At 63.0% G+C, this 20,947-nt stretch carries 17 protein-coding genes; 11 read left to right on the forward strand and 6 right to left on the reverse strand.

All coding sequences use genetic code 11. From position 1 onward, the window contains the following. Positions 1 to 192 precede the first annotated feature (192 nt). Entirely contained in the window at positions 193 to 2,382 is a 2,190-nt protein-coding gene (locus NKJ06_RS07705) for an anthranilate synthase (RefSeq protein ID WP_352627549.1), read from the forward strand. Between the two features lie 5 nt (positions 2,383 to 2,387). Beyond that, a complete protein-coding gene (locus NKJ06_RS07710; RefSeq protein ID WP_352627548.1) occupies positions 2,388 to 3,335 on the forward strand; it encodes a cation diffusion facilitator family transporter in 948 nt (315 codons plus the stop codon). 302 nt (positions 3,336 to 3,637) lie between these two features. Here the strand turns inward: NKJ06_RS07710 and NKJ06_RS07715 are convergent, their stop codons facing one another. Both NKJ06_RS07715 and NKJ06_RS07720 read right to left on the reverse strand, forming a co-directional pair. Then, positions 3,638 to 3,844 carry an antitoxin gene (locus tag NKJ06_RS07715; RefSeq protein WP_352809507.1) on the reverse strand — a complete coding sequence of 69 codons (207 nt, stop codon included), beginning with the start codon at positions 3,842 to 3,844 and terminating at the stop codon, positions 3,638 to 3,640. An 18-nt stretch (positions 3,845 to 3,862) separates the two neighbouring features. Next, entirely contained in the window at positions 3,863 to 4,966 is a 1,104-nt protein-coding gene (locus NKJ06_RS07720; RefSeq protein WP_352809508.1) for a hypothetical protein, read from the reverse strand. 102 nt (positions 4,967 to 5,068) lie between these two features. Between NKJ06_RS07720 and NKJ06_RS07725 the strand changes: the two genes are divergently transcribed. From NKJ06_RS07725 to NKJ06_RS07750, 6 genes are all read left to right on the forward strand, one after another. After that, positions 5,069 to 5,509: a DsrE family protein gene (locus NKJ06_RS07725; protein ID WP_352809509.1), complete on the forward strand. Its 441-nt coding sequence runs from the start codon at positions 5,069 to 5,071 to the stop codon at positions 5,507 to 5,509. A gap of 62 nt (positions 5,510 to 5,571) precedes the next feature. Continuing rightward, on the forward strand, positions 5,572 to 6,354 hold the full coding sequence (locus tag NKJ06_RS07730) for an SDR family NAD(P)-dependent oxidoreductase (protein WP_352809510.1): 783 nt from the start codon (positions 5,572 to 5,574) through the stop codon (positions 6,352 to 6,354). 63 nt (positions 6,355 to 6,417) lie between these two features. Then, a complete protein-coding gene (locus NKJ06_RS07735; protein ID WP_352809511.1) occupies positions 6,418 to 6,726 on the forward strand; it encodes a putative quinol monooxygenase in 309 nt (102 codons plus the stop codon). Positions 6,727 to 6,764: 38 nt separating this feature from the next. Next, positions 6,765 to 7,010 (forward strand): type II toxin-antitoxin system Phd/YefM family antitoxin, encoded by a 246-nt coding sequence (locus NKJ06_RS07740; protein ID WP_352809512.1) that lies wholly within the window; start codon positions 6,765 to 6,767, stop codon positions 7,008 to 7,010. 185 nt (positions 7,011 to 7,195) lie between these two features. Beyond that, positions 7,196 to 8,299: an AbrB family transcriptional regulator gene (locus NKJ06_RS07745; protein ID WP_352809514.1), complete on the forward strand. Its 1,104-nt coding sequence runs from the start codon at positions 7,196 to 7,198 to the stop codon at positions 8,297 to 8,299. A 171-nt stretch (positions 8,300 to 8,470) separates the two neighbouring features. Next, complete coding sequence (locus NKJ06_RS07750) at positions 8,471 to 10,576, forward strand: TonB-dependent siderophore receptor (protein WP_352809515.1); 2,106 nt, start codon at positions 8,471 to 8,473, stop codon at positions 10,574 to 10,576. A gap of 27 nt (positions 10,577 to 10,603) precedes the next feature. Here the strand turns inward: NKJ06_RS07750 and NKJ06_RS07755 are convergent, their stop codons facing one another. Both NKJ06_RS07755 and NKJ06_RS07760 read right to left on the reverse strand, forming a co-directional pair. After that, positions 10,604 to 11,677, reverse strand: coding sequence for a siderophore-interacting protein (locus NKJ06_RS07755; RefSeq protein ID WP_352809516.1), 1,074 nt, complete (start codon positions 11,675 to 11,677; stop codon positions 10,604 to 10,606). A gap of 108 nt (positions 11,678 to 11,785) precedes the next feature. Next, positions 11,786 to 12,694, reverse strand: a complete 909-nt coding sequence (locus tag NKJ06_RS07760) for a LysR family transcriptional regulator (protein WP_352659303.1) — start codon at positions 12,692 to 12,694, stop codon at positions 11,786 to 11,788. A gap of 146 nt (positions 12,695 to 12,840) precedes the next feature. Between NKJ06_RS07760 and NKJ06_RS07765 the strand changes: the two genes are divergently transcribed. Next, on the forward strand, positions 12,841 to 14,376 hold the full coding sequence (locus NKJ06_RS07765) for an MFS transporter (protein ID WP_352809517.1): 1,536 nt from the start codon (positions 12,841 to 12,843) through the stop codon (positions 14,374 to 14,376). Between the two features lie 157 nt (positions 14,377 to 14,533). On the opposite strand, the gene NKJ06_RS07770 is transcribed toward NKJ06_RS07765, so the two are convergent. Next, entirely contained in the window at positions 14,534 to 15,310 is a 777-nt protein-coding gene (locus tag NKJ06_RS07770; protein ID WP_352809518.1) for an esterase family protein, read from the reverse strand. 4 nt (positions 15,311 to 15,314) lie between these two features. Further along, positions 15,315 to 16,481, reverse strand: coding sequence for an ATP-grasp domain-containing protein (locus NKJ06_RS07775; protein WP_352809519.1), 1,167 nt, complete (start codon positions 16,479 to 16,481; stop codon positions 15,315 to 15,317). Positions 16,482 to 17,153: 672 nt separating this feature from the next. Here NKJ06_RS07775 and leuA point away from each other — a divergent pair. Both leuA and NKJ06_RS07785 read left to right on the forward strand, forming a co-directional pair. Continuing rightward, positions 17,154 to 18,908, forward strand: a complete 1,755-nt coding sequence (gene leuA / locus NKJ06_RS07780; protein ID WP_502905596.1) for a 2-isopropylmalate synthase — start codon at positions 17,154 to 17,156, stop codon at positions 18,906 to 18,908. 184 nt (positions 18,909 to 19,092) lie between these two features. Then, positions 19,093 to 20,841 carry a tetratricopeptide repeat protein gene (locus NKJ06_RS07785; RefSeq protein WP_352627534.1) on the forward strand — a complete coding sequence of 583 codons (1,749 nt, stop codon included), beginning with the start codon at positions 19,093 to 19,095 and terminating at the stop codon, positions 20,839 to 20,841. Positions 20,842 to 20,947 lie beyond the last annotated feature (106 nt).

Below are 20,947 nucleotides of genomic sequence, written 5' to 3' on the forward strand. Positions count from 1 at the left end.
TTCGCAGCTATGGATTTCGCGATGAACATGCGTTCGACCAAGACCATTTGGTGGTGGGCCTGCTGACAGCGGCCTGTTCGAACACGTGCGCGTGAAAAGAGAGGGTGGCCGCAACGGAAAGTCCGGGCGGCCATTTGTTTTTTCCAAGCCATTCCCGGGTCCGTTGCCCCAAAGAAGCTGATGGAGACGGAAATGACGATGAAGGTTCTGGATAACGGGGCGGAAAGTTTCGTGACCGCGGGTGGCGTGACCATCACCCGCGAGCGCCACGACCGGCCCTATGCGGGCGCGATCGACGCTTACGTCGACGGCCTGAATTCGCGCCGGGGTGCGGTATTTTCCTCCAACTACGAATATCCCGGCCGCTACACGCGCTGGGACACCGCCATCATCGACCCGCCGCTGGTCATCTCGGCGCGTGGCCGCGCCATGCGCATCGAGGCGCTGAACCGCCGTGGCGAGGCGCTGTTACCGGTCATCGGCAAGGCGCTGGGCGACCTGGCCGACGTGACCATCGCCGAAACGTCGAAGAAACTGATCCGCCTTGACGTCGCCAAGCCCGGCCGGGTCTTCACCGAGGAGGAGCGCAGCCGCGTCCCTTCGGTCTTCACCTTGCTGCGTGCCATCACCGCTCTATTCAAGACCGAGGAAGACGCCAATCTCGGCCTCTACGGTGCCTTCGGCTACGATCTCGCCTTCCAGTTCGACCCGGTCGACTACAAGCTCGAGCGCAAGCTAAGCCAGCGCGACCTGGTGCTGTTCCTGCCCGACGAGATCCTCGTCGTCGACCATTATTCAGCCAAGGCCTGGACCGACCGCTACGACTATGCCGGCGACGGGTTCTCGACGGAGGGGCTGCCGCGCGACGAAATCGCCGAGCCGTTCAAGAGCCCCGACCGGATCCCGCCCCGCGGCGACCATGAACCTGGCGAATATGCCAATCTGGTGCGCAAGGCGATGGATTCGTTCAAGCGCGGCGACCTGTTCGAGGTCGTCCCCGGCCAGATGTTCTACGAGCGCTGCGAGACGCAGCCATCCGAGATTTCGCGCAAGCTGAAGTCGATCAACCCCTCGCCCTATTCCTTCTTCATCAATCTGGGCGAAGGCGAATATCTGATCGGTGCCTCGCCCGAAATGTTCGTGCGCGTCAACGGCCGCCGCGTCGAGACCTGCCCGATCTCGGGCACCATCAAGCGCGGCGACGATGCCATTTCGGACTCAGAGCAGATCCTGAAACTGCTCAACTCCAAGAAGGACGAATCCGAACTGACCATGTGTTCGGACGTCGACCGGAACGACAAGTCGCGGGTCTGCGAGCCGGGTTCGGTGCGCGTCATCGGCCGGCGCCAGATCGAGATGTATTCGCGCCTGATCCACACGGTCGATCACATCGAAGGCCGGCTGCGTGAGGGCATGGATGCCTTCGACGCCTTCCTGTCTCATGCCTGGGCGGTCACCGTCACCGGCGCGCCGAAACTGTGGGCCATGCGCTTCATCGAACAGAACGAAAAGAGCCCGCGCGCCTGGTATGGCGGCGCGATCGGCATGGTCAACTTCAACGGCGACATGAACACCGGCCTCACCCTTCGCACCATCCGCATCAAGGACGGTATTGCCGAAGTGCGCGCCGGCGCCACATTGCTCTTCGATAGCATTCCCGAGGAAGAAGAAGCCGAGACCGAACTGAAGGCATCCGCCATGCTCTCCTCCATCCGCGACGCCAAGACAGGCAATTCCGCCAGCACCGAGCGCACCACCGCGCGCGTCGGCGACGGTGTCAACATCCTGCTCGTCGATCATGAGGACAGTTTCGTCCACACGCTGGCCAATTATTTCCGCCAGACCGGCGCCAATGTTTCGACCGTGCGCACGCCGGTGCCGGAGGAAGTGTTCGAACGGCTGAAGCCCGACCTCGTCGTGCTGTCGCCCGGCCCCGGCACGCCGAAGGACTTCGATTGCGCCGCAACCATCAGACGAGCGCGCGCTCGCGATCTGCCGATCTTCGGCGTCTGCCTCGGCCTGCAGGCGCTGGCCGAGGCCTATGGCGGCGAACTCAGGCAGTTGCACGTGCCGATGCACGGCAAGCCGTCGCGCATCCGCGTCTCCAAGCCGGGCATCATCTTCTCCGGCCTGCCCAAGGAGGTCACCGTCGGCCGCTACCATTCGATCTTTGCCGACCCGGTGCGGCTGCCCGACGATTTCATCGTCACGGCGGAAACCGAGGACGGCGTCATCATGGCCTTCGAGCACCGCAAGGAGCCGATCGCCGCTGTGCAGTTCCACCCGGAATCGATCATGACGCTCGGCCACAATGCCGGCATGCGCATCATCGAGAACATCGTCGCCCACCTGCCGCGCAAGGCCAAGGAAAAGGCCGCCTGACAATCATGGCCGAAACCGAGGACACAATGGCGATCGCGGCCAAGGCGGCCGCGAAGCGCAAGGTCGCCAACCTTGCCTTCTGGTCGATCATCATTGCCGCAATCGTGCTCGGCCTGAAGCTCGTCGCCTGGTACGTCACCGGCTCCGTCGCGCTCTATTCGGACGCGCTGGAATCGATCGTCAACGTCATCGCCTCGGCCGCCGCCTTCTGGGCGATCCAGGTCAGCTACAAGCCGGCCGACCAGGACCATCCCTTCGGCCACCACAAGGCCGAATATTTCTCGGCGGTGCTGGAAGGCGTGCTGATCGTGCTCGCCGCCCTTTTGATCCTCAACGAGGTCTGGCGTTCCTGGCAGACCCCGGCGCCGCTCGAACAGCCCTGGGAAGGTCTTGCCGTCAACGGCGTCGCCACGGTCATCAACGCCTTCTGGGCCTGGACGCTGATCCGCGCCGGTCGGGCCGAGAAGTCACCAGCACTGGTCGTCGACGGTCACCACATCATGACCGATGTGGTGACCTCGATCGGCGTCTTCGGCGGCCTCGTCGGCGCGATCCTGACCGGCTGGCAGATCCTCGATCCGGCGCTCGCCGTCCTCGTGGCGCTGAACATCCTGTGGCAGGGCTGGCATGTCATCGGCTCATCGATGAACGGCCTGATGGACCGCGCCGTCGACACCCAGGAGCACATGCGCATCCGCGACGTCATCTCGGCCAATTGCAAGGGCGCGCTCGAGGTACACGACCTCAAGACCCGCATCGCCGGCCGAGCCACCTTCATCGAGTTCCATCTGGTCGTCGACGCCGACATGTCGGTCGGCGCCAGCCATGTCATCTGCGACCGCATCGAGGACGCCCTGAAGGCCGAGATCCCCTCGGTGCGCGTCACCATCCACGTCGAGCCCGACGACGAGGCCAAGCTGCCCAAGGGCACGACGGCGGTGCCGTTCGCTTGAGGCGGTCTCCCGTCACAACCCTGGAAAATTAGCCGAAGCCTCTCGACTTCGTCATCCACGGGCGGAGCAAGCAGGAGCGAAGCTCCGTCGCGGAGACCCGAGGATCCACGCCGCGACCTTGGCCGTGAAGTGCAGCGGAACACAATTCTGCACCGCAGCAGCGCTCGGATGTCACGGCATGGATCCCTTGGGCTGCGGAGCAGCTCCAGGGGTCTGCGCCGCGTCGCTTCGCTCCTGGCTCCGCCATAGGATGACGAAGCGACAGGCGTACCGCGAAAACTTCTGTGCCGATGAGCCAGTCTCTATCGGCCTTCCAAAGCTGCCTCGACAAAATCGTCGTCAAGCGGCCCGGTCAAACCGTCCAGCCAAGCCCAGTCCTGCACAAGCGGCTCGAGGATGATCGTTCGGCCTTGGCGGCGGATTGATACCTCGTCTGTTTCAAAACGGAACTCCTTGGGCAAGCGTACCGCTTGCGATCGGCCAGACCAAAAGACCTTTGCCTTATCCATTCGCCCCTCCAGAGATACTCACGGCGCGCAGGCCGATTGCGGCATTGGCTGCAGCCGATAGACCTTGTCGTCGGATTTGGTCTTGCCGTCGGCGGCCTTCGAGCACAGATCGACGATCGCGAGTGCGCTGTTGGGGTTGGCCAACATCATCGTGCCATCGGCGCCGCGCTTGAGGAAAATCTCCTTCTGCGCGATGTCGCAGGAGAAGTCGCTCATCTTCGAACTTGCCGCGCAGCGCCACTGGTCGGCCTCGCCCTGGCAGGAATAGGTCTGCGTGATCTTCGCCGATTTCTGCCGCGTGGTAACCGAGATGGCAATGTCGGCGCCATCAGGCCAGTTGCCGGCATCGCTCCCTGACGCAAACGACGCCAGTTCGACCGGGCCGCGGAAAACCCGGATCGATTGCGTCAGTTGATCGGGGTGCGAGCCGAGATGCGCTGCATCGTAGTCGCGCCCATAGCAGAACGCCTGGTCCGGCTTCAGCCGTTCGCGCAGAGGCGGCCCAAGCGCGGGGTCGACTGGATCGATGCGCGCGAACTCCGCCTTGCAGGTCGCGGCCGGCATTGGGTCGAGGCGGAAATTATCGTCCTCCGAACCCAGCGCCTGCCTGTCATATTCCGCTGCGCCCAACTCCTCTTCCGAATCGGCATCGAGATAGATGTCGGGCTGCAGCTCCGAGAGGAACAGCCGGCCCTTGTCGTCGACTTTCAGCGACGCAAGCGTCCGGTCGCACTCCATACCGCAATGGATGGCGCCTGCCTTGCCGTCCTCCGACGCATGATTGCACCAGCCGCCGGCCCATTCCGGCGCCTTGGCCCCGCGCACGGAGGTGGCGATGAAGGCATTGTAGGATGTGTCGGAATTCACGGTCGGCTCTTCATTCGGCCGGCTGACCGGATCATGGCCGTAGTAGAAGAAGATCCGCGCCACCTTCTGCTTCGGGTGCGCCTTTAGATGCGCTGCATCATAGACGCGGCCGAAACAGGCGTCAGTGCCGCTAGGACTGAGTTCTGTGAGCTTGAGTGCATCATCGGCGAAGGCCGAGCCGGCAAGAGTGGCAAGCAGCGCCGCGCCAAACCCGGCGCCGGCGACTGTCTTCCATTCCCCTACCCCGAACGCCATGTGATCTCTCCTCCGCATCGACAGGACGCCACGTCAATTTATGCTAGTATTGCGGCCGCAGCCACGCAATTCGCGGTGGGCCGCCAAGCCGAGGAGGATGCCATGCGCCGGCGCGAAATGTTCCGCGCGGTTGTTGCCGGAACCGGAACGCTTCTTGGCCTGCGGGCGGTGCAGGCCGCAGCGGTAACGGAGCCGGCCCGGCAAAAGGTCGCCTATCACTTGAGCGACGTCGACAAGGTCAACTTCGTGCTCGGCAACATCAAGAACCACTATGACGGTACCGGCGGCAATGTCGACATCGTGCTGGTCGTGCAAGGTCCTGCCTTGGCGGCCTTCAAGTCGAAAGGCATATCGGCCGCGATTTCCGGGCGCTTCGCCGGCCTGGTGCAGCAGGGGCTGGAATCCCATGCCTGCGCCAACACCATGCAAGGCATGGATATTTCACTCGCCGACCTGCTCGCCGGTTTCCATGCCGCCGACAAGGGCGGCGTCGTCAAGCTCGCCGAACTGCAAGGCCAGGGCTACGCCTATCTGCGCCCCTGAGGCTTGAACACCGGGGTGGCAAGGGCCTACGAAGGACGGGCCGAAATCCCGGAGGAAGAACAGTGCCAGCCACCACCACGCTCAGCATACCCGATCTTGCCGGCAAGGCGGTGCTGGTCACCGGTGCGTCGACCGGCATCGGCGCAGCGCTCGCGCTGGCTTATGCCGCGCAGAAATGCAAGGTGGCGCTGCATTACAACTCGAGCCGCGACGCCGCCGAGAAGCTCGGCCTGACGATCGCCGACAAGGGCGGCGAGGTGTTTCTCGTCCAGGGCGATTTCTCCGTTGCCGCCGATGTCGAACACGTCGTCGAGGAGAGCGCGCAGTATTTCGGCCGCCTCGACGGGCTGGTCAACAATGCCGGCGGCATGCTTGGCCGCGTGCCCTATGCCGAGCAGACCGAAGCGCATTACGACGCGGTGATGGATCTCAACGCGCGTTCGGTGCTGACCGCCTCGCGCAAGGCGATCCCGTGGCTGAAGAAACAGGGCGGCTTCATCGTCAACACCTCGTCGATCGCCGCGCGCAATGGTGCCGGCGGCGGCGCCGGACTTTATGGCTCGGCCAAGGCTTTCGTCTCCAATGTGACGCGCGGCATGGCCAAGGAGCTCATCGGCTTCGGCATCCGCGTCAACGCGGTGGCGCCCGGCACCATTCTCACGCCGTTCCACGAGCGCTATTCGACCGACGAGCAGATGAAGGGCATGATCGCCACCATTCCGCAGGGACGTGCCGGCACGGCGCAGGATTGCGTCGGCGCCTATCTGTTCCTGTCTTCCGATCTTTTGAGCGGCTACATCACCGGCCAGGTGATCGAGGTGAATGGCGGCCAGTTGATGCCTTGAGCGGCTATCGGCATACTGGCGATCTGCATGTTCTTGTCGAAAACCTCAAAGGGAGACAACGGAATGTACGGACTGATCGGCAAGATGCGGGCGGCACGCGGCCAGCGCGACGCGGTCATCGACCTCCTGCGTGCCAGCACCGGCGCCCTGCCGGGTTGCCTGAACTACATCATCGCCCGCGACCCCGCGGATGCCGATGCGATCTGGGTGACCGAAGTGTGGATCGACGCCGAAAGCCACAAGGCGTCGCTGCAGCTTCCGGAAGTCCAGGCGACGATCGCCAAGGCGCGACCGTTCATCGCCGGTTTTGAATTCCAGGTCGAGACCCACCCCGTTGGCGGCTTCGGCCTGGCCGACGGGAAGACTGGCTGACCAGGACAGACGGCGCCATGCCAACGGAGCCAACTGCGATGCAGACCGTGAACATTCACAATGCAAAGGCCAATCTTTCACGTCTCGTTGACCAGGCCGCCAAAGGTGAGCCGTTCATCATCGCCAAGGCGGGCAAACCATTGGTCAAAGTCGTGCCGATCGACCAGCCTGCATCGGCGCAGGCGCGACGGATCGGTTTTATGGCCGGCCAGTTTTCCGTCCCCGACGATTTCGATCGCATGGGTGACGGAGAGGTCGAGCAACTGTTCGGCGCCAACGCGTGAAACGATCACTCGACACCCAGTGGAAGACGTTTGCTGAGGACGGACTATGGTCGTCCGCGACCACGGTCCTACCCGGAAGATTTGACCAGCATACCTCTCGCTAACTGAGAGGCCGCGCATCACACAGCTTCCTTTTTCGGCGTAGCGGGGTTCGCATCGTCCCGGTTCGAGTCTAAGACCGAAACATGGATTCCTCAGCCGAGCAGCCATCGCCGGACCTGCCCACACTCGAGCGCATGGCGCGGATGCGCAAGCTCTGGCAATGGCTGGCCCTGCTGGTCGTTTCCCTGCTGTTCGCCGGCGCGCTGGAACTCGCCGCCCTGCCGGCGGCGCTGCTGATCGGGCCGATGCTGGCGGCCATCGTCGCCGGCACCAACGGCGCCACGGTGCGCGTGCCGCGCCTTGCGTTCGGCGCCGCCCAGGCGATCGTCGGCTGCCTCGTCGCCGCGTCGATCTCGGCCGACATCTTTCCGGTCTTCTACCGGGAATGGCCGCTGTTTCTCGGCGTCGTGGTGGCGACCGTCACCGCCTCCAGCCTGCTCGGCTGGCTGATCAGCCGCTGGCGCATCCTGCCAGGCACCACCGCCGTCTGGGGCTCGTCGCCGGGTGCGGCCACCGCCATGGTGCTGATGGCCGGTGCCTTCGGCGCCGACCAGCGTCTCGTCGCCTTCATGCAATATCTGCGCGTCATCTTCGTCTCGATGACGGCAGCACTCGTTGCCAAGATGTGGGTCGACACATCGGGCATCGAAATCCCCGCCATCATCTGGTTTCCGCCGATCGATGCCCAAGCCTTCGCCGCCACCATCGGCATCGCGCTTGTCGGCGGCCTATCGGGAAAGCTTTGCCGGCTGCCCTCGCCCTTCTTCCTCGGCACCTTCATCTTCGGCACTGTCGTCCATCTCGGCTTGGGCGTGGAGATGCAATTGCCGCCATGGCTGCTCGCTGTGAGTTACGCGATGGTCGGTTGGTCGATCGGCCTGAACTTCACCAGGCCGATCCTGCGCCATGCGACGCGCGCTCTGCCGCAGATCATCGCCTCGATCGTGGCGCTGATCGCCTTTTGCGGCGGCCTTGCCTTCATGATCAGCCATCTCTTGGGCATCGATCCGCTGACCGCCTATCTGGCGACCAGCCCCGGCGGCATGGACAGCATCGCCATCATCGCCGCCGCCGCGCAGAACGTCGACATCTCGTTTGTCATGGCGCTGCAATCGGCACGCTTCCTGATCGTGCTGCTGGTCGGCCCGAGCGTCGCGCGGCTGGTGGCGAGAAGCGTCAGGCAGTAGGCAAAGCCGCCGCCCCAGAAGCTCAAAATCGTTCAGTCGAATCTATCAGCGATGCCGCTCTGCAACGGCCCATGCCAGCTTGGGCCGTCGCGGGGAAAAAATACTTGACTCACATACTCATATTTGAGAACGCGGGGACGCAATCAAGCATGAGACGGTGGAGACGAGTTGATGCGAACAAGGCTGACGACATGGCGCCTGGGGATCTCATTGCTGGGCAGTGCGGCAATGCTTGGCCAGTCAGGCGCTGCACATGCGCAGGACAGCGAAACGTCCAGCATGCTCGGCAACATCGAGGTCACCGCGCAGAGCAACGAAATCCTGAAGCAGGATGGCTATGTCGCCAAGAAGGACCGCATCGGCACCAAGACCGACACGCCGCTCGCCAGGATTCCGCAGGCCATTTCGGTGGTGACGCAGAAGCAGATCGAGGACCAGAAGCCGCGCACCCTGAACGAAACGCTCGGCTACACGGCCAGCGCCAATCCCAACAGTTTCGGCTTCGACACCCGCTACGACGCGTTTTTCCTGCGCGGCTTCCAGGCCTTCTACAACGGCATGTTCCGCGATGGGCTGCGCCAGTACAACGGCCCCTCGGCCTGGTTCAGGACAGAGCCCTACGGCATCGAGGGTGTCACCATCCTGAAAGGCCCGGCATCGTCGCTCTACGGCGTCAGCGGTCCCGGCGGCATCGTCAACGTCGTCACCAAGCGCCCCAAGGATGAGCCCTACCGAGAGATCGAACTGCTCGCCGGCGAGCACAACCGGTTTCAGGCAGCCCTTGACGCTTCCGGGCCCGTGAACGAGGACGGCACAATCCTCTATCGCTTCACCAGCCTCGGCCGCAAAAGCGATACCGAATTGTCGGGCTATTCCGACGACAAGATGTATCTGGCGCCGGCCGTCACTTTCAAGCCGGACGAGGACACCAAGCTCACCATTCTTGGCGAATATTCGAAATCGGTCGCCGGTGGCACGGCCGCCTTCTACAATTCAGGCTATGGCGTGCTGTCCGACGTCTATGAGGGCGATCCGGCCTGGAACGATTTCGACCAGACCCAGGGCCGCATCGGCTACGAGTTCGAGCATCGTTTCAGCGATGTGCTGACGGTGCGCCAGAACCTGCGCTACAACGCCGTCGACAGCGACATCGAATACAGCGGCCACTATCCGGACGGTGCCGACCTGAAGCGCTACTGGGGCCACTACACCGAGACCATGAAGAACTTCGTCGTCGACAACATGGCGCAGTTCGAGTTCGACACCGGCGCGGTCAGGCACATCGCCGTCGGCGGCGTCGACTATGCCTGGTCGGACTATGATGCCGCCAGCGGTCTGTCCTATGTCTCGGTCGACGACATCAAGGCGATGCCGGTTCCCCACTCCGGCGGCCAGCAGATGAACCAGCTCGGCGTCTATCTGCACGACCAGATGGAGTGGAACGACTTCACCCTGTTCACCAGCGGCCGCTACGACTGGGTCGACACGACCTCCACCGCGGCCGACTACAGCACGTCGAAGCAGAAGGACAGCGCCTTTTCCGGCCGTCTCGGCCTGTCCTACCAGACCGAATGGGGCATCACGCCCTATGTCAATTATTCGACCTCGTTCTCGCCCAACATCGGTTTCGTCTATGACGACGTTACCAGCCCCGTCGGCCGCGTCGCCCGCCCGACCATCGCCACGCAGAGGGAGATCGGCGTCAAATACGAGATCCCGAATTACAATGCGACCGTCAGCGCCGCGCTGTTCGACATCGACCAGAAGGACGGCGTCGTCTTCGACGCCTCGACCGGCATCAACAAGCAGCGCCAGCTCGACCTGAACTCGCGTGGCGTTGAACTGGAAGCCAATGCCTCGCTCGACAACGGCTTCAGCTTCATCGCTTCCTATACGTATCTTCGCGTCAGGATCGAGCAGGGCGCCGAAGGAACCGATGGCAAGGAGCTATCAGCGACGCCGAACCACATCCTGTCGCTGTGGGGCCACTATCAGTTCGAGAATGGCACGCTGGAAGGGCTGGGGCTGGGCACGGGCGTGCGCGTCGCCGGTTCGAGCTATGGCGACGACACCAACACATTCAAGAACAGCGCCCGCGCCTTCGTCGACGCCTCGCTCTCCTATGATTTCGGCTACCGCAATCCGAAGCTGGAAGGCGTCAAGCTGCAGGTCAACGCCAAGAACCTGTTCGACAACCAGAAGACCATCTGCTCCGCCGGCTATTGTTACCGCGACGAGGGCCGCTCATTGTTCGCCAGCCTGCGTTATCGCTTCTGATGGAACGCCGTTTCAGGAGGGTGGCGACTAGTCCTCGCCGCCCTCGCCCTGCGCGTCCCGGCGCCAGTAGGCGGTGACCAGATGACGGTCGCGCGACAGGCTCCATTGCTTGCGCACGATCTTGCGTATCTCCCGGAAATCGCCGAATTCGCATCCGGCCCAGACGTACAGGCCGTCGGCAAGCGCCATATGACTGCGCTCCAGCAAGGCGGCCGGCAACAGACCCGCGGTGCCGGCCTCGCGGCCGTGCCGGTAAAGCCAGGTGATATCGATATTGCCGCCTTGCGCCAGCGCGATCCGGTCATCCGGGCCATCGACCTCGATGAGTGCCTCGGCGCGGGTTGACGGCGGCAGATGCTCAAGAATCCTGCCAATGGCGGGCAGTGCGGTGTCGTCGCCGAGCAGAAGCAAGGTCTGCGCCACCGGGGCGTCGCCGCCGCCGGGTCCGATCATGCCGATGACGTCTCCAGCTCGCGCGTTTTGCGCGAAGGTGGCGGCGGGCGTGTTCTGGCCGGTGTGCAGCACGAAATCGACATCGAGCCAGCCGCTTGCGGCATCCACCGCCCGGATCGTGTAGACCCGCACGGTTAGAGCATCGTCGCCCGAAGGCCAGACAAGCAGCCCGTCGGCACCCATCGACGGCCAGACGGGCCGCCGCCCAGCCGGCGGCAACAGCAGCCGCATATGCAGGCCGCCATGGGTAAACCGGCCGAGATCACTGCCGGCGAAGCGCAGGCGCTGCATATGCGCCGAGATCCGCGTCGACGCCATTACCGTGATCTCGCGGAAGAAAACCGGCGTGCCGGCATCGCTGCCGTCGCCTTGCCAGCGCAGTCCGCTGGCCGTGCCAAGATGTTCGGCGACATGGCCGGCGACCGTCATCTTCATGTAGGACAGGCAAGTCTCGTCTGTCGCCGCGACACGGATCAGCATGCCGTCATCCTTGAGCATGGCGATCAGCGAGCCATAATGCAGGCGAAGCTCCCAACGATCGGCGACGCCGGTTTCGATCTCGAATTCGCCGTGTTCGGCGCGCAGCCGCTCTATCGCCGACCTGGTTGCCTCATCGCTGATCCGGGTTTGCGCGCTCAGTTGGTCCATCGCTCAAGTCCTTCGAAACGGTTCGGGGCAAGTCGCCGCGGGGCGTCCTCGCGATCAGCGGCATGCCACAGCCGCTTCGGCATTTCCATAGAAACATGATAATAAAAGTCATATTTTCTCCGACGAACCGCTTGGCGCCGCTGCAAGGCGCTCGGGAAGGAAATCGACGAAGACGCGCACTTTGGGCGACAAATGGCGATTGGAGGGCCACAGCATCCGGAACTGGCCACGGCCGTCGACATGATCGTCGAGGACGGTGCGCAGCCTGTCTTCGTGCAGCGCCTCGCGCACCAGGAAATCCGGCATGCAGGCGATGCCGAGGCCGGCGAGTGTGGCGCCTTTCAACGCCTCCATGTTGTTGCAGGTCAGCATCGAGCGGATCTGCGGTTCAGCGCTTCCGGTAATGAATGGCCATTCCAGCAGCCTGCCGCTGTTGAGGAAGCGGAAGTTTATGCCGAAATGCCTGATGAGATCCGCCGGTTCGCCGGGTGTGCCATGGCGGTCGAGGTAGGAGGGCGCCGCACACAGCAGCATGCGAAAGGGCGCAACGGGTCTCGATACCAGCCGTGAATCCGGCAGCTCGCCGCTGCGGATCGCGACATCGATACCCTCGTCGATCACGTCGACGATCCGATCGTTGAAATCGATGTCGAGTTCGATCTCGGGATAGCGGGCCATGAACTCCGACAGCACCGGCAACAACAGATGATAGGTGACGATCGGGGTCGAGACGCGCAGCCGCCCACGCGGCGTCTCCCGTGTCCGCGACAGCATCGCCTCGGCATCGTCGATGTCGTCGAGAATGCGCCGCACCCGCTCGTTGAACAGCCTGCCCTCTTCCGTCAAACCGATGCGCCGCGTGCTGCGTTGCAGGAGCCGTACACCAAGCTCCTGTTCGAGCCTTGCGACGCTCTTGCCGACGGCGGAAGCAGAAATGCCGAGCGCCTGGCCGGCGGCAACGAAACTGCCAAGCTCAGCCGTGCGTGCGAAGGCCATCAGGCCGCTGAGACGATCCATTGCATCATTCCATTCGAGCGTTTCATTCCGGTATGACTGGAGATCTAATACTATTTCGCCGGAAATGTCGTCGACCTATCTTGTCGGTGACCGGCGCCGCGACCGCGCGACCTGCCGACAGATCCTGCTTCAGATAGGAAAAACCCATGACTTTGAAGACCAGAACCGGCTCGGCCGAGAGATGGCTCGTGCTCTTGTCGGTATGCCTTGCCGCGATGACGATGCCTTTGACCTTCACCGGACCGGCGGTCGCCCTGTCCCGCATCGCGGCCGATCTCGGCGGCAGCCCGATCGAGCTCAACTGGGTGACCAATGCCTTCATGCTGACCTTCGGCGCCAGCCTGATGGCATCAGGCGCGCTGGCCGACAACCATGGCCGCAAGCGGATCTTCCTCGCCGGCCTCGGCCTCTATGTCCTCGCCACGCTGGGCTCGATGTTCGCACCTGACATCGTCTGGCTGGATGTGCTGAGAGCCGTGCAAGGGATCGGCAGCGCCGCCGCCTTTGCCGGCGGTGCGTCCGCGCTCGCCCAGGAATTCGAAGGGCACTTGCGGCTGCGTGCCTTCAGTTTCCTCGGCACCAGTTTCGGCATCGGCCTCGCGTTCGGCCCGATCGCCTCCGGCCTGCTCATCGATGCCTTCGGCTGGCGGTCGATCTTTCTTCTGGTTGCGGCACTCGCGATTGCCGCCGCAATGCTCGGCCTGCGTACCGTCAAGGAATCGCGCGACCCGGATGCGACAGGCGTCGACTGGGCGGGAGCCGGCACCTTCACGATCGCGCTGGCGTCGCTGACCTATGGCGTGCTCCAGGCCCCGCAGAGCGGTTGGAGCAATCCTCTAGTCATCACGCTTCTCGCCGCGGCGGCCATCTTCTTTGTCGCCTTCGTCATTGTTGAGCGACGCGTGCGCCGGCCGATGCTGGATCTCACGCTGTTTGCCTATCCGCGCTTCGTCGGCGTCCAGTTCCTGGCGGCGGCACCCGCCTATGCCTTCGTGGTCCTGCTCGTGCTGTTGCCGATCCGCTTCATCGGCATCGAAGGGATGAGCGAGATCAAGGCGGGACAATTGATGATCTGTCTCTCGGCCCCGTTGCTGATCCTGCCGATGCTAGCCGGCCAACTGGCGCGCTGGGTTGCTCCGGCCACGATCTGCGGCGTCGGCCTGATCGTCGCCGCCGCCGGCCTTGTCTGGCTGAGCCGCGTCGTGCCGGTCGACAGCGCGCTGGTGGCGCCGCTGATGCTGATCGGCATCGGCATCGCTCTACCCTGGGGGTTGATGGACGGGCTTGCCGTCAGCGTCGTGCCGCGGGAGCGCGCCGGCATGGCGGTCGGTATCTTCAACACCACCCGCGTCGCCTGCGAGGGCGTGGCGCTGGCGATCGTCATGGCGACCCTGTCGGGTTTCAACGCCGCGCAGCTCACCGCGCAGGGAATGGCTTCTCCTGTGGATGCGGCGGCCGCGGCGCAGTTGCTGGTAACGGGCAATGTCGGCGCAACGGCGCAACACCTGCCGATGGCCAGCGCCGCCGTCCTGATCCAGGCTTACGAGACGGCGTTCGACAGGCTGTTGATTGTGCTGGCGGCAATCACCGTCATGACCGCCATCGTCGTCTTCCTTGGCCTGCGTCGCGGATCGGCGTCGGAACATGAGGCCATCGCTCTGGCGGCATGCCAGGAAGGATAGTCAGGCGACGACCAGGCTCGCTATGCGATCGCCGTCCAGCGTGAAGGCCATGTCGCCCTCGCCGTTGAAGCCGTTGCCCGTGACGGCAATGCGGACGTGCGTGTGTTGAGATTCAGGTCAGGCCGTCGTTCGCAGGCCGGCTGAATATCGACGCACCTCAGTCAAGCCTGTGCATCAGGTCCTCATCCAGCCAGCGGCCGAAGAAATAGACCAGTTGCTTGTGCCACCACGGCCAGTCGTGGCTGACATCGCCGCCCCAATAATCGACCCAGGCGGGAATGGATTTGTCACGCAGGATCTGTTCCAGCTTGCGTGTTTCGACCAGCATCCGCTCTTCCCAGGCGCCCTGCCCGCAGCAGAAGATCAGCCGCAGCGCCTTCAGGCGGGCAAGCAGTTTCGGATCGACGATGCCGGGCAGATAGTCGAGCGGCGAATTGTAGAAGATGTCGCCTTCAAGCGCCTTGCCGAAAAAGTCGCCGGCCGAATAGACGCCCGACAGCGCGATGACGCCGCTGGCGAGTTCAGGAAAGCGGAAGACGAAGTTCGACGAGTGGTAGCCGCCCATCGAGCAGCCCGAGAACAGCGGCTTCAGCTTGCGCCCGCCATTGGCTTGCTCGGCTGTCGACAGGAATTCCGGCAGCGCCTCCTCGCGCACATAGCGGAAATAGGCCTCGTGGCGGGCGATGCGGTGCGCGGCGTCCGCATGCTTGTCGAAGAAGGATTCCGAATCGACGCCGTCGACCGTGAACAGCTGGATGCGGCCGGTGTCGATGAATTCGGCCAGTGCGCCTACGCCGCCGGAATCCTCGAACTGGTAGAAGCGCCCCTGCGAGGTCGGAAACACCACCACCGGCCGGCCGGCGTGGCCGTAGCGCTTGTATTCCATGTCGCGGCCGAGCTTGTCCGAGAAACTCTTGTGATAGGAGATGTCCATCGCCTCACACCTTTTCCGCGTGGATGTAGGCGACCGCCTCGCGCAGCGCCGCTTCGTCCTTCGAGCGCATCTGGTAGGCGTAATTTCCCATGGCGCGGCTGAAAACCTCTTCGATGGCCTGATGGTGGACGATCTTGTCGCCATGGGCGGCTAACACGTCCTCATGGCTGTGCAAATAGCTGAGGCGTCGCTTGCGGCTAGCGTAGGCGGTGAAATACTTGCCCTCGTAGGGACCGCCGGCGGCATCCCTGACCACCATCTCGGCCCATGCCGCATAGACGTCGATGTCGAAGGTATAGTTGATGGCATCGGTCATCCAGGCGCCGGGCGGACGCATGTTGACCTCCAGCGCGATGACCCGGTTGTCCTTGGTCTCGAACAACTCGATGTGAAAGAAGCGCTCGCGTACGTCGAATGCCTTCAGGATCTTGCGGCCGGCCTCCTCGACCGCCGGACTGATCCTGGGAAAGCAGATGTAGCTCATGTGGCGATCCTTGTTGACCACCTCCATGACGCTCTGGTCGTAGCGGTGGCTGGCGGCCAGCACCACCTCGCCGTCGCGATTGACCAGCCCGTCGAAGGTCACCACCAGCCCCTCGATGAACTGCTCCATGACGAAGGTCACGTCCTCGGGCTTGTCCCTGAAGAATTGGTCGAGCTCCCTGGCGTTGGAAATCTTGAAGGTGTTCGAGGCGCCCGAGCCGGTGTCGGGCTTGACCACCACGGGATAGCCGACGCGGCGGATGAAGGTCATGGCCCCAGCGCGGTCGGAGCATTTGCGCTGCGCTATGGTGTCGACACCGCTCTTGCGGAAGAAGGCGCGCATGCGGCTCTTGCGCTTCAGATTCTTCACGAAATCAAGCTTGGTGCCGTAGATGTTGAAATCGGTGCGGATGTTGGCTTCCAGCTCCAGCCAGTGCTCGTTGAGCGATTCAAAGCGGTCGATGCGGCCCCATTTGTGGATGAAATGCCCCATCGCCCGGAACACCGGATCGTAGTCTTCCATGTCGGCGACACGGTAATATTCCGAAAGCGCCGCCTTCAGCTTGGCGTCGAGTGCGTCATAGGGTGCGTCGCCGATGCCGAGCACCCTGGCTCCGGCCTTCTTCAAACGGTCGCAGAAATCCGCGCCATTTGCGGGAAAATGCGGCGAGAAGAACACGAAATTCATGGATGATCCCCTCCCGGCGACAGGACATCGCAACCCCGTCGACGCCCAAGTCTGGCGCATTTGCCGCGCCTGGGGAAGAGCATGCGCGTTAGAGATTCCGCCCCGCCATGCCAGGGCTACGAACTCGGGTTAACGGGTTCCGTCGCAGCCTTCGGCGGCGATTGGCCGACTGAGCATCAAACGAAAAACCCGCCTGCGCGGCGGGTCACTGGCGCAAATCAGCACCATGGACAAATATGTACCATAGCTGAGGGCACGAAGTCAAGAAAAAATTCCTATCGTGAAAAGCTGCCGGCACAAAAGCTGCCGCCACTGCCGAACTGGCTGTCGTCAGGTTTTTTGTTGACCTGAGTTCGGAGCCCTACCAGTAATGCGGCCCCACTTGCCTCCCACAAGCCGCTCCTATATGAGATCAGCCATGAACACGCGCGCCACCAACGCTTCCCGTCCGGCCGGTTTTTCCGGCGAGACCGTGCGCGCGCTGGCTTCGACCCTGCTTCTTCTCGGCCTTATCGGCGATCGCCGGGTTCGCTGAAGGAGCGCCCGGCGGTCGAACCGCCGCGCAAGCGCATGCTCCTTGGCAATCATATCAAGCGAACGAAATTCTGGTAAAGGCGCCGCTCGCCATCAATCCACCTGAGGTGGATCCATGAGCCGCCGGGAGAAAAGACGATGAACGCACGAGAAGAGATCCGTTCCGATGCCGCGGTAGCCGGCAAGGATGCGGAAAGAAGCATCCAGAACAAGGGCATGTCCGACGCGGCCCGCAAATATCAGCCCTATCCGACCGTCGGCCTCACCGACCGCACCTGGCCCTCGAAGGTCATCGACAAGGCGCCGATCTGGTGCTCGGTCGACCTGCGCGACGGCAACCAGGCGCTGATCGATCCGATGGGCCGCGAGCGCAAGGCGCGCATGTTCGGCCTGCTGCTCGACATGGGCTTCAAGGAGATCGAGATCGGCTTCCCGTCGGCCTCGCAGACCGATTTCGACTTTGCCCGCTGGTGCATCGAGCAAGGCAACGTACCCGCCGACGTCTCGCTGCAGGTGCTGGTGCAGTGCCGGCCCGAACTGATCACCCGCACCTTCGAGGCGCTCAAGGGCGCCACCAACCCGATCGTGCATTTCTACAATTCGACCAGCGAATTGCAGCGCCGCGTCGTCTTCGAAAAGGACGTCGGCGGCATCAAGCGCATCGCCACCGACGCGGCCAAGATGATCACCGACATGGCGGCCAAGGCCGGAGGCGGCTTTCGCTTCGAATATTCGCCGGAAAGCTTTACCGGCACCGAACTCGAAGTGGCGCTGGAGATCTGCAACGCCGTCGCCGAGATCGTCAGGCCGACGCCAGACAACAAGCTGATCGTCAACCTGCCGTCGACGGTCGAGATGTCGACACCCAACATCTATGCCGACCGCATCGAATGGATGTGCCGCAATCTCGACAACCGGGAGAACCTGCTGGTCTCGCTGCACCCGCACAATGACCGCGGCACCGGCATCGCCACCACCGAACTCGGGCTGATGGCCGGCGCCGACCGTGTCGAAGGCACGCTGTTCGGCAATGGCGAGCGCACCGGCAATGTCGACATCGTCACGCTGGCGCTCAACATGTACACGCAAGGTGTCGATCCCCTGATCGACTGCTCCGACATCAACCGGATGAAGGACGTCTACGAATATTCGAACCAGTTGAAGATCCCCGAGCGCCACCCCTATGTCGGCGAACTCGTCTACACCGCCTTCTCCGGCTCGCACCAGGATGCCATCAACAAGGGCATGAAGGCGCTGAAGAAGGCCAATACGAGCCTGTGGGAAGTGCCCTATCTGCCGATCGATCCGGCTGATGTCGGCCGCAGCTATGAAGCCATCATCCGCATCAACTCGCAGTCCGGCAAGGGCGGCATCGCCTATGTGCTGCAGGCCGATTACGGCCTCAATCTGCCGCGCAATCTGCAGATCGAATTCAGCCAGGAAATCCAGGCGATCACCGACGCCGAGGGCAAGGAAGTGCCGGCCAGGCGCATCTACGAGCGCTTTCTCGAGACCTATGTCGATCAGCCGGCCGCGCGGCTGAAATTCCTCGATCACCACACCTATCCCAGCACCGAAATCAAGGGCCGGCGCGTCGTCGAGGCGGTCATCCTGGACAATGGCAAGGAAGTGACGATCTCCGGCACAGGCACCGGTCCTATCGACGGCTTCGTCGATGCGCTGTCGCGCCATCTCGGCGTCGAGATGTCGGTGCTCGACTATTCCGAGCACTCGTTGCAGCGTGGCTCGAACGCCTCGGCCATTTCCTATGTCGAGATGGAATATCCCGGCGGCAAGCTGTTCGGCGCCGGCATCAACACCAACATCGTCGCCGCCTCGCTGGAAGCGGTGATGTCCGCCGCCAACCGTATCGTTGGCAAGAAAACCGGCTGACGCACGAACGGAACAAAGATCGGGACCGTCCCAACCTGGTGATCGGTTCCGATCTTTCGGGCCATTAACCACCGCGGAATTATCCGGTGGGGTACGTGATCGCATAATGGGAGTATACTTGTGTGGCGGTGCGGGACCTATATGATCGCGCCTCAACCTGTGCCGACTTCGAGAGGATCGACACTTGCAGCATGCCACGCCTGCCGCCCCCGCAGTGCGCGAGACACTGGAGCGACTGCTTGCCAGCCAAACGTTCGGACGATCCGAACGTGCGCGCAAGCTGCTTCGTTATCTTGTCGAACGTGAACAAGCCGGCGAAGCCGACAGGCTCAAGGGCTTCTCCATCGCCATGGATGTTTTTGGCAAGGACGGCGATTTCGATCCGTCCACCGATGCCGTGGTGCGGGTGCAGGCAGGCAGGCTGCGCGAGCTTCTGCAGCACTATTTTGCCAATGAGGGCGTTGCCGAGCCTGTCCGCATCGCCATTCCACGCGGCGGCTATGTTCCCGCCTATGAATTGAACGCCATAAGGTTGCCGGATCTCAAGCTGGACGGCGCTGAGTCAGCCGAGCGGCCCAAGGACGCCAGTGCGCCGGATGCGGTGTCGCTGGTTTCCGTGTCGCCTTCGCCCGCGCCCTCGGTGGTGCGCCATCTCCGCTTCTTCTGGATGGCGATTGCCGTGGTCATCGCCATGCTGGGCGTACTGATCCTTCGTCAGGGCAGCAGTGCCTTGCTGGCTGGCGGCGACATGTCGGCAACGCTCGAGACCGCCGGCGCAACCGGAAGCATCGCGTCATCGGCAATGGCTGACGACCTGCCGCAAGTCTATATCGGCCTCAAGGCGGAAGGCACCGACGCCAGCCGTGTCGCCGCGTCGCTGCGTGCCGGACTGAGCGGTTTCGATACGATCGACTTCATCGGCCGTGACACCGTCACCGATCCGGCCGACGACGCCACCAGCTTCATATTCGACATCCTGCCTGGACCGAACGCGGGCGACATCTCGATCGAACTGCAAAGCATGGCGTCCGGAAGGGTGCTTCTTTCGCGCAATCTCACCCCTGCCGACAGCGCACCTGCCGCGGTCGAAGACCGTATCGCCGACATGCTGAGTTCGGCTCTTCCCGCCTCGGGCACGATCTACAATTATATCGAGCAGACCGGTGCGCCAAACGGTCTGACGCAATGCCTGCTGCTCAACGACAAATACTATCTCGACCAGAACGCCAGGACCCATGAGGCCGCCTATCGCTGCCTCGAGAAGCTGGCCAATGGCGGCACGAAATCCTCGCTCGTCTATTCGGAACTTGCCTCCCTGCATCTGGAAGCGGTCTCCGATCATTATGCCTATCCGCCCAATGCGACGATCGAAAAGGCCGTGGAGTTTGCCCATCGCGGCGTGCAGATGGGGCCGACCAGCCCTTATGCGCATCGCTCCTACGGCTATGTCAGTTCGCGCCTCGGCAATACGGACGAAGCGATCCGCTGGATGCGCAAGGCCTACGAACTCAATCCCTACGACCTCGGTATGGCCGCCGCCTACGGCTACGGGCTGATCTTCGCCGGCCGATATGCGGAGGGAACGCCGATCCTTGACCATGCGGCGGAGACCTTCAGCGGGCACTCGACATGGTGGGACTACGGGGTGTTCGTTGGTGAGTTCATGCTCGGCGACATGAACAAAGCCATCGCGGCCAGCATGGCATTGAGAACGACGGCAACGAAATCGCACTATCTGGCGGCGCGGCTGATCGGCGCCAAGGCCGCCGGACAGGATCATCTGGTGAGCGCGTTGTTGAACCAACTGAACACCGAGTTCCCTAAATTTGCCGCCGATCCGCGCGCGACCTTTGTCGAGCGGAAATATCCGGCTGACCTGACCGACCGGCTGGTCCAGGCGCTGCGCGCAGCCGGGCTCGGCAACCCAAGCTGACACCAATCGACATCCGCGGAACGGGGGCCACGTTCCAGTGGATTTCCCGTGCTCCGATCGCCACTGCCGGCTGGTCGCCGAGGTCTGTCCGGAACCGTACAAATCG

The organism is Mesorhizobium sp. M0293 (assembly GCF_040321735.1).
In the GTDB taxonomy this organism is placed as follows: Bacteria; Pseudomonadota; Alphaproteobacteria; order Rhizobiales; family Rhizobiaceae; genus Mesorhizobium.

Bases quoted from the DNA above. Each gene is read 5' to 3' on its own strand.
- NKJ06_RS07750 (WP_352809515.1), top strand. From the start codon at position 8,471: ATGCGAACAAGGCTGACGACATGGCGCCTGGGGATCTCATTGCTGGGC.
- NKJ06_RS07775 (WP_352809519.1), bottom strand. From the start codon at position 16,481: ATGAATTTCGTGTTCTTCTCGCCGCATTTTCCCGCAAATGGCGCGGAT.
- NKJ06_RS07725 (WP_352809509.1), top strand. From the start codon at position 5,069: ATGCGCCGGCGCGAAATGTTCCGCGCGGTTGTTGCCGGAACCGGAACG.
- NKJ06_RS07765 (WP_352809517.1), top strand. From the start codon at position 12,841: ATGACTTTGAAGACCAGAACCGGCTCGGCCGAGAGATGGCTCGTGCTC.
- NKJ06_RS07715 (WP_352809507.1), bottom strand. From the start codon at position 3,844: ATGGATAAGGCAAAGGTCTTTTGGTCTGGCCGATCGCAAGCGGTACGC.
- NKJ06_RS07760 (WP_352659303.1), bottom strand. From the start codon at position 12,694: ATGGATCGTCTCAGCGGCCTGATGGCCTTCGCACGCACGGCTGAGCTT.
- NKJ06_RS07755 (WP_352809516.1), bottom strand. From the start codon at position 11,677: ATGGACCAACTGAGCGCGCAAACCCGGATCAGCGATGAGGCAACCAGG.
- NKJ06_RS07720 (WP_352809508.1), bottom strand. From the start codon at position 4,966: ATGGCGTTCGGGGTAGGGGAATGGAAGACAGTCGCCGGCGCCGGGTTT.
- NKJ06_RS07710 (WP_352627548.1), top strand. From the start codon at position 2,388: ATGGCCGAAACCGAGGACACAATGGCGATCGCGGCCAAGGCGGCCGCG.
- NKJ06_RS07740 (WP_352809512.1), top strand. From the start codon at position 6,765: ATGCAGACCGTGAACATTCACAATGCAAAGGCCAATCTTTCACGTCTC.
- NKJ06_RS07705 (WP_352627549.1), top strand. From the start codon at position 193: ATGACGATGAAGGTTCTGGATAACGGGGCGGAAAGTTTCGTGACCGCG.
- leuA (WP_502905596.1), top strand. From the start codon at position 17,154: ATGAACGCACGAGAAGAGATCCGTTCCGATGCCGCGGTAGCCGGCAAG.
- NKJ06_RS07745 (WP_352809514.1), top strand. From the start codon at position 7,196: ATGGATTCCTCAGCCGAGCAGCCATCGCCGGACCTGCCCACACTCGAG.
- NKJ06_RS07735 (WP_352809511.1), top strand. From the start codon at position 6,418: ATGTACGGACTGATCGGCAAGATGCGGGCGGCACGCGGCCAGCGCGAC.
- NKJ06_RS07770 (WP_352809518.1), bottom strand. From the start codon at position 15,310: ATGGACATCTCCTATCACAAGAGTTTCTCGGACAAGCTCGGCCGCGAC.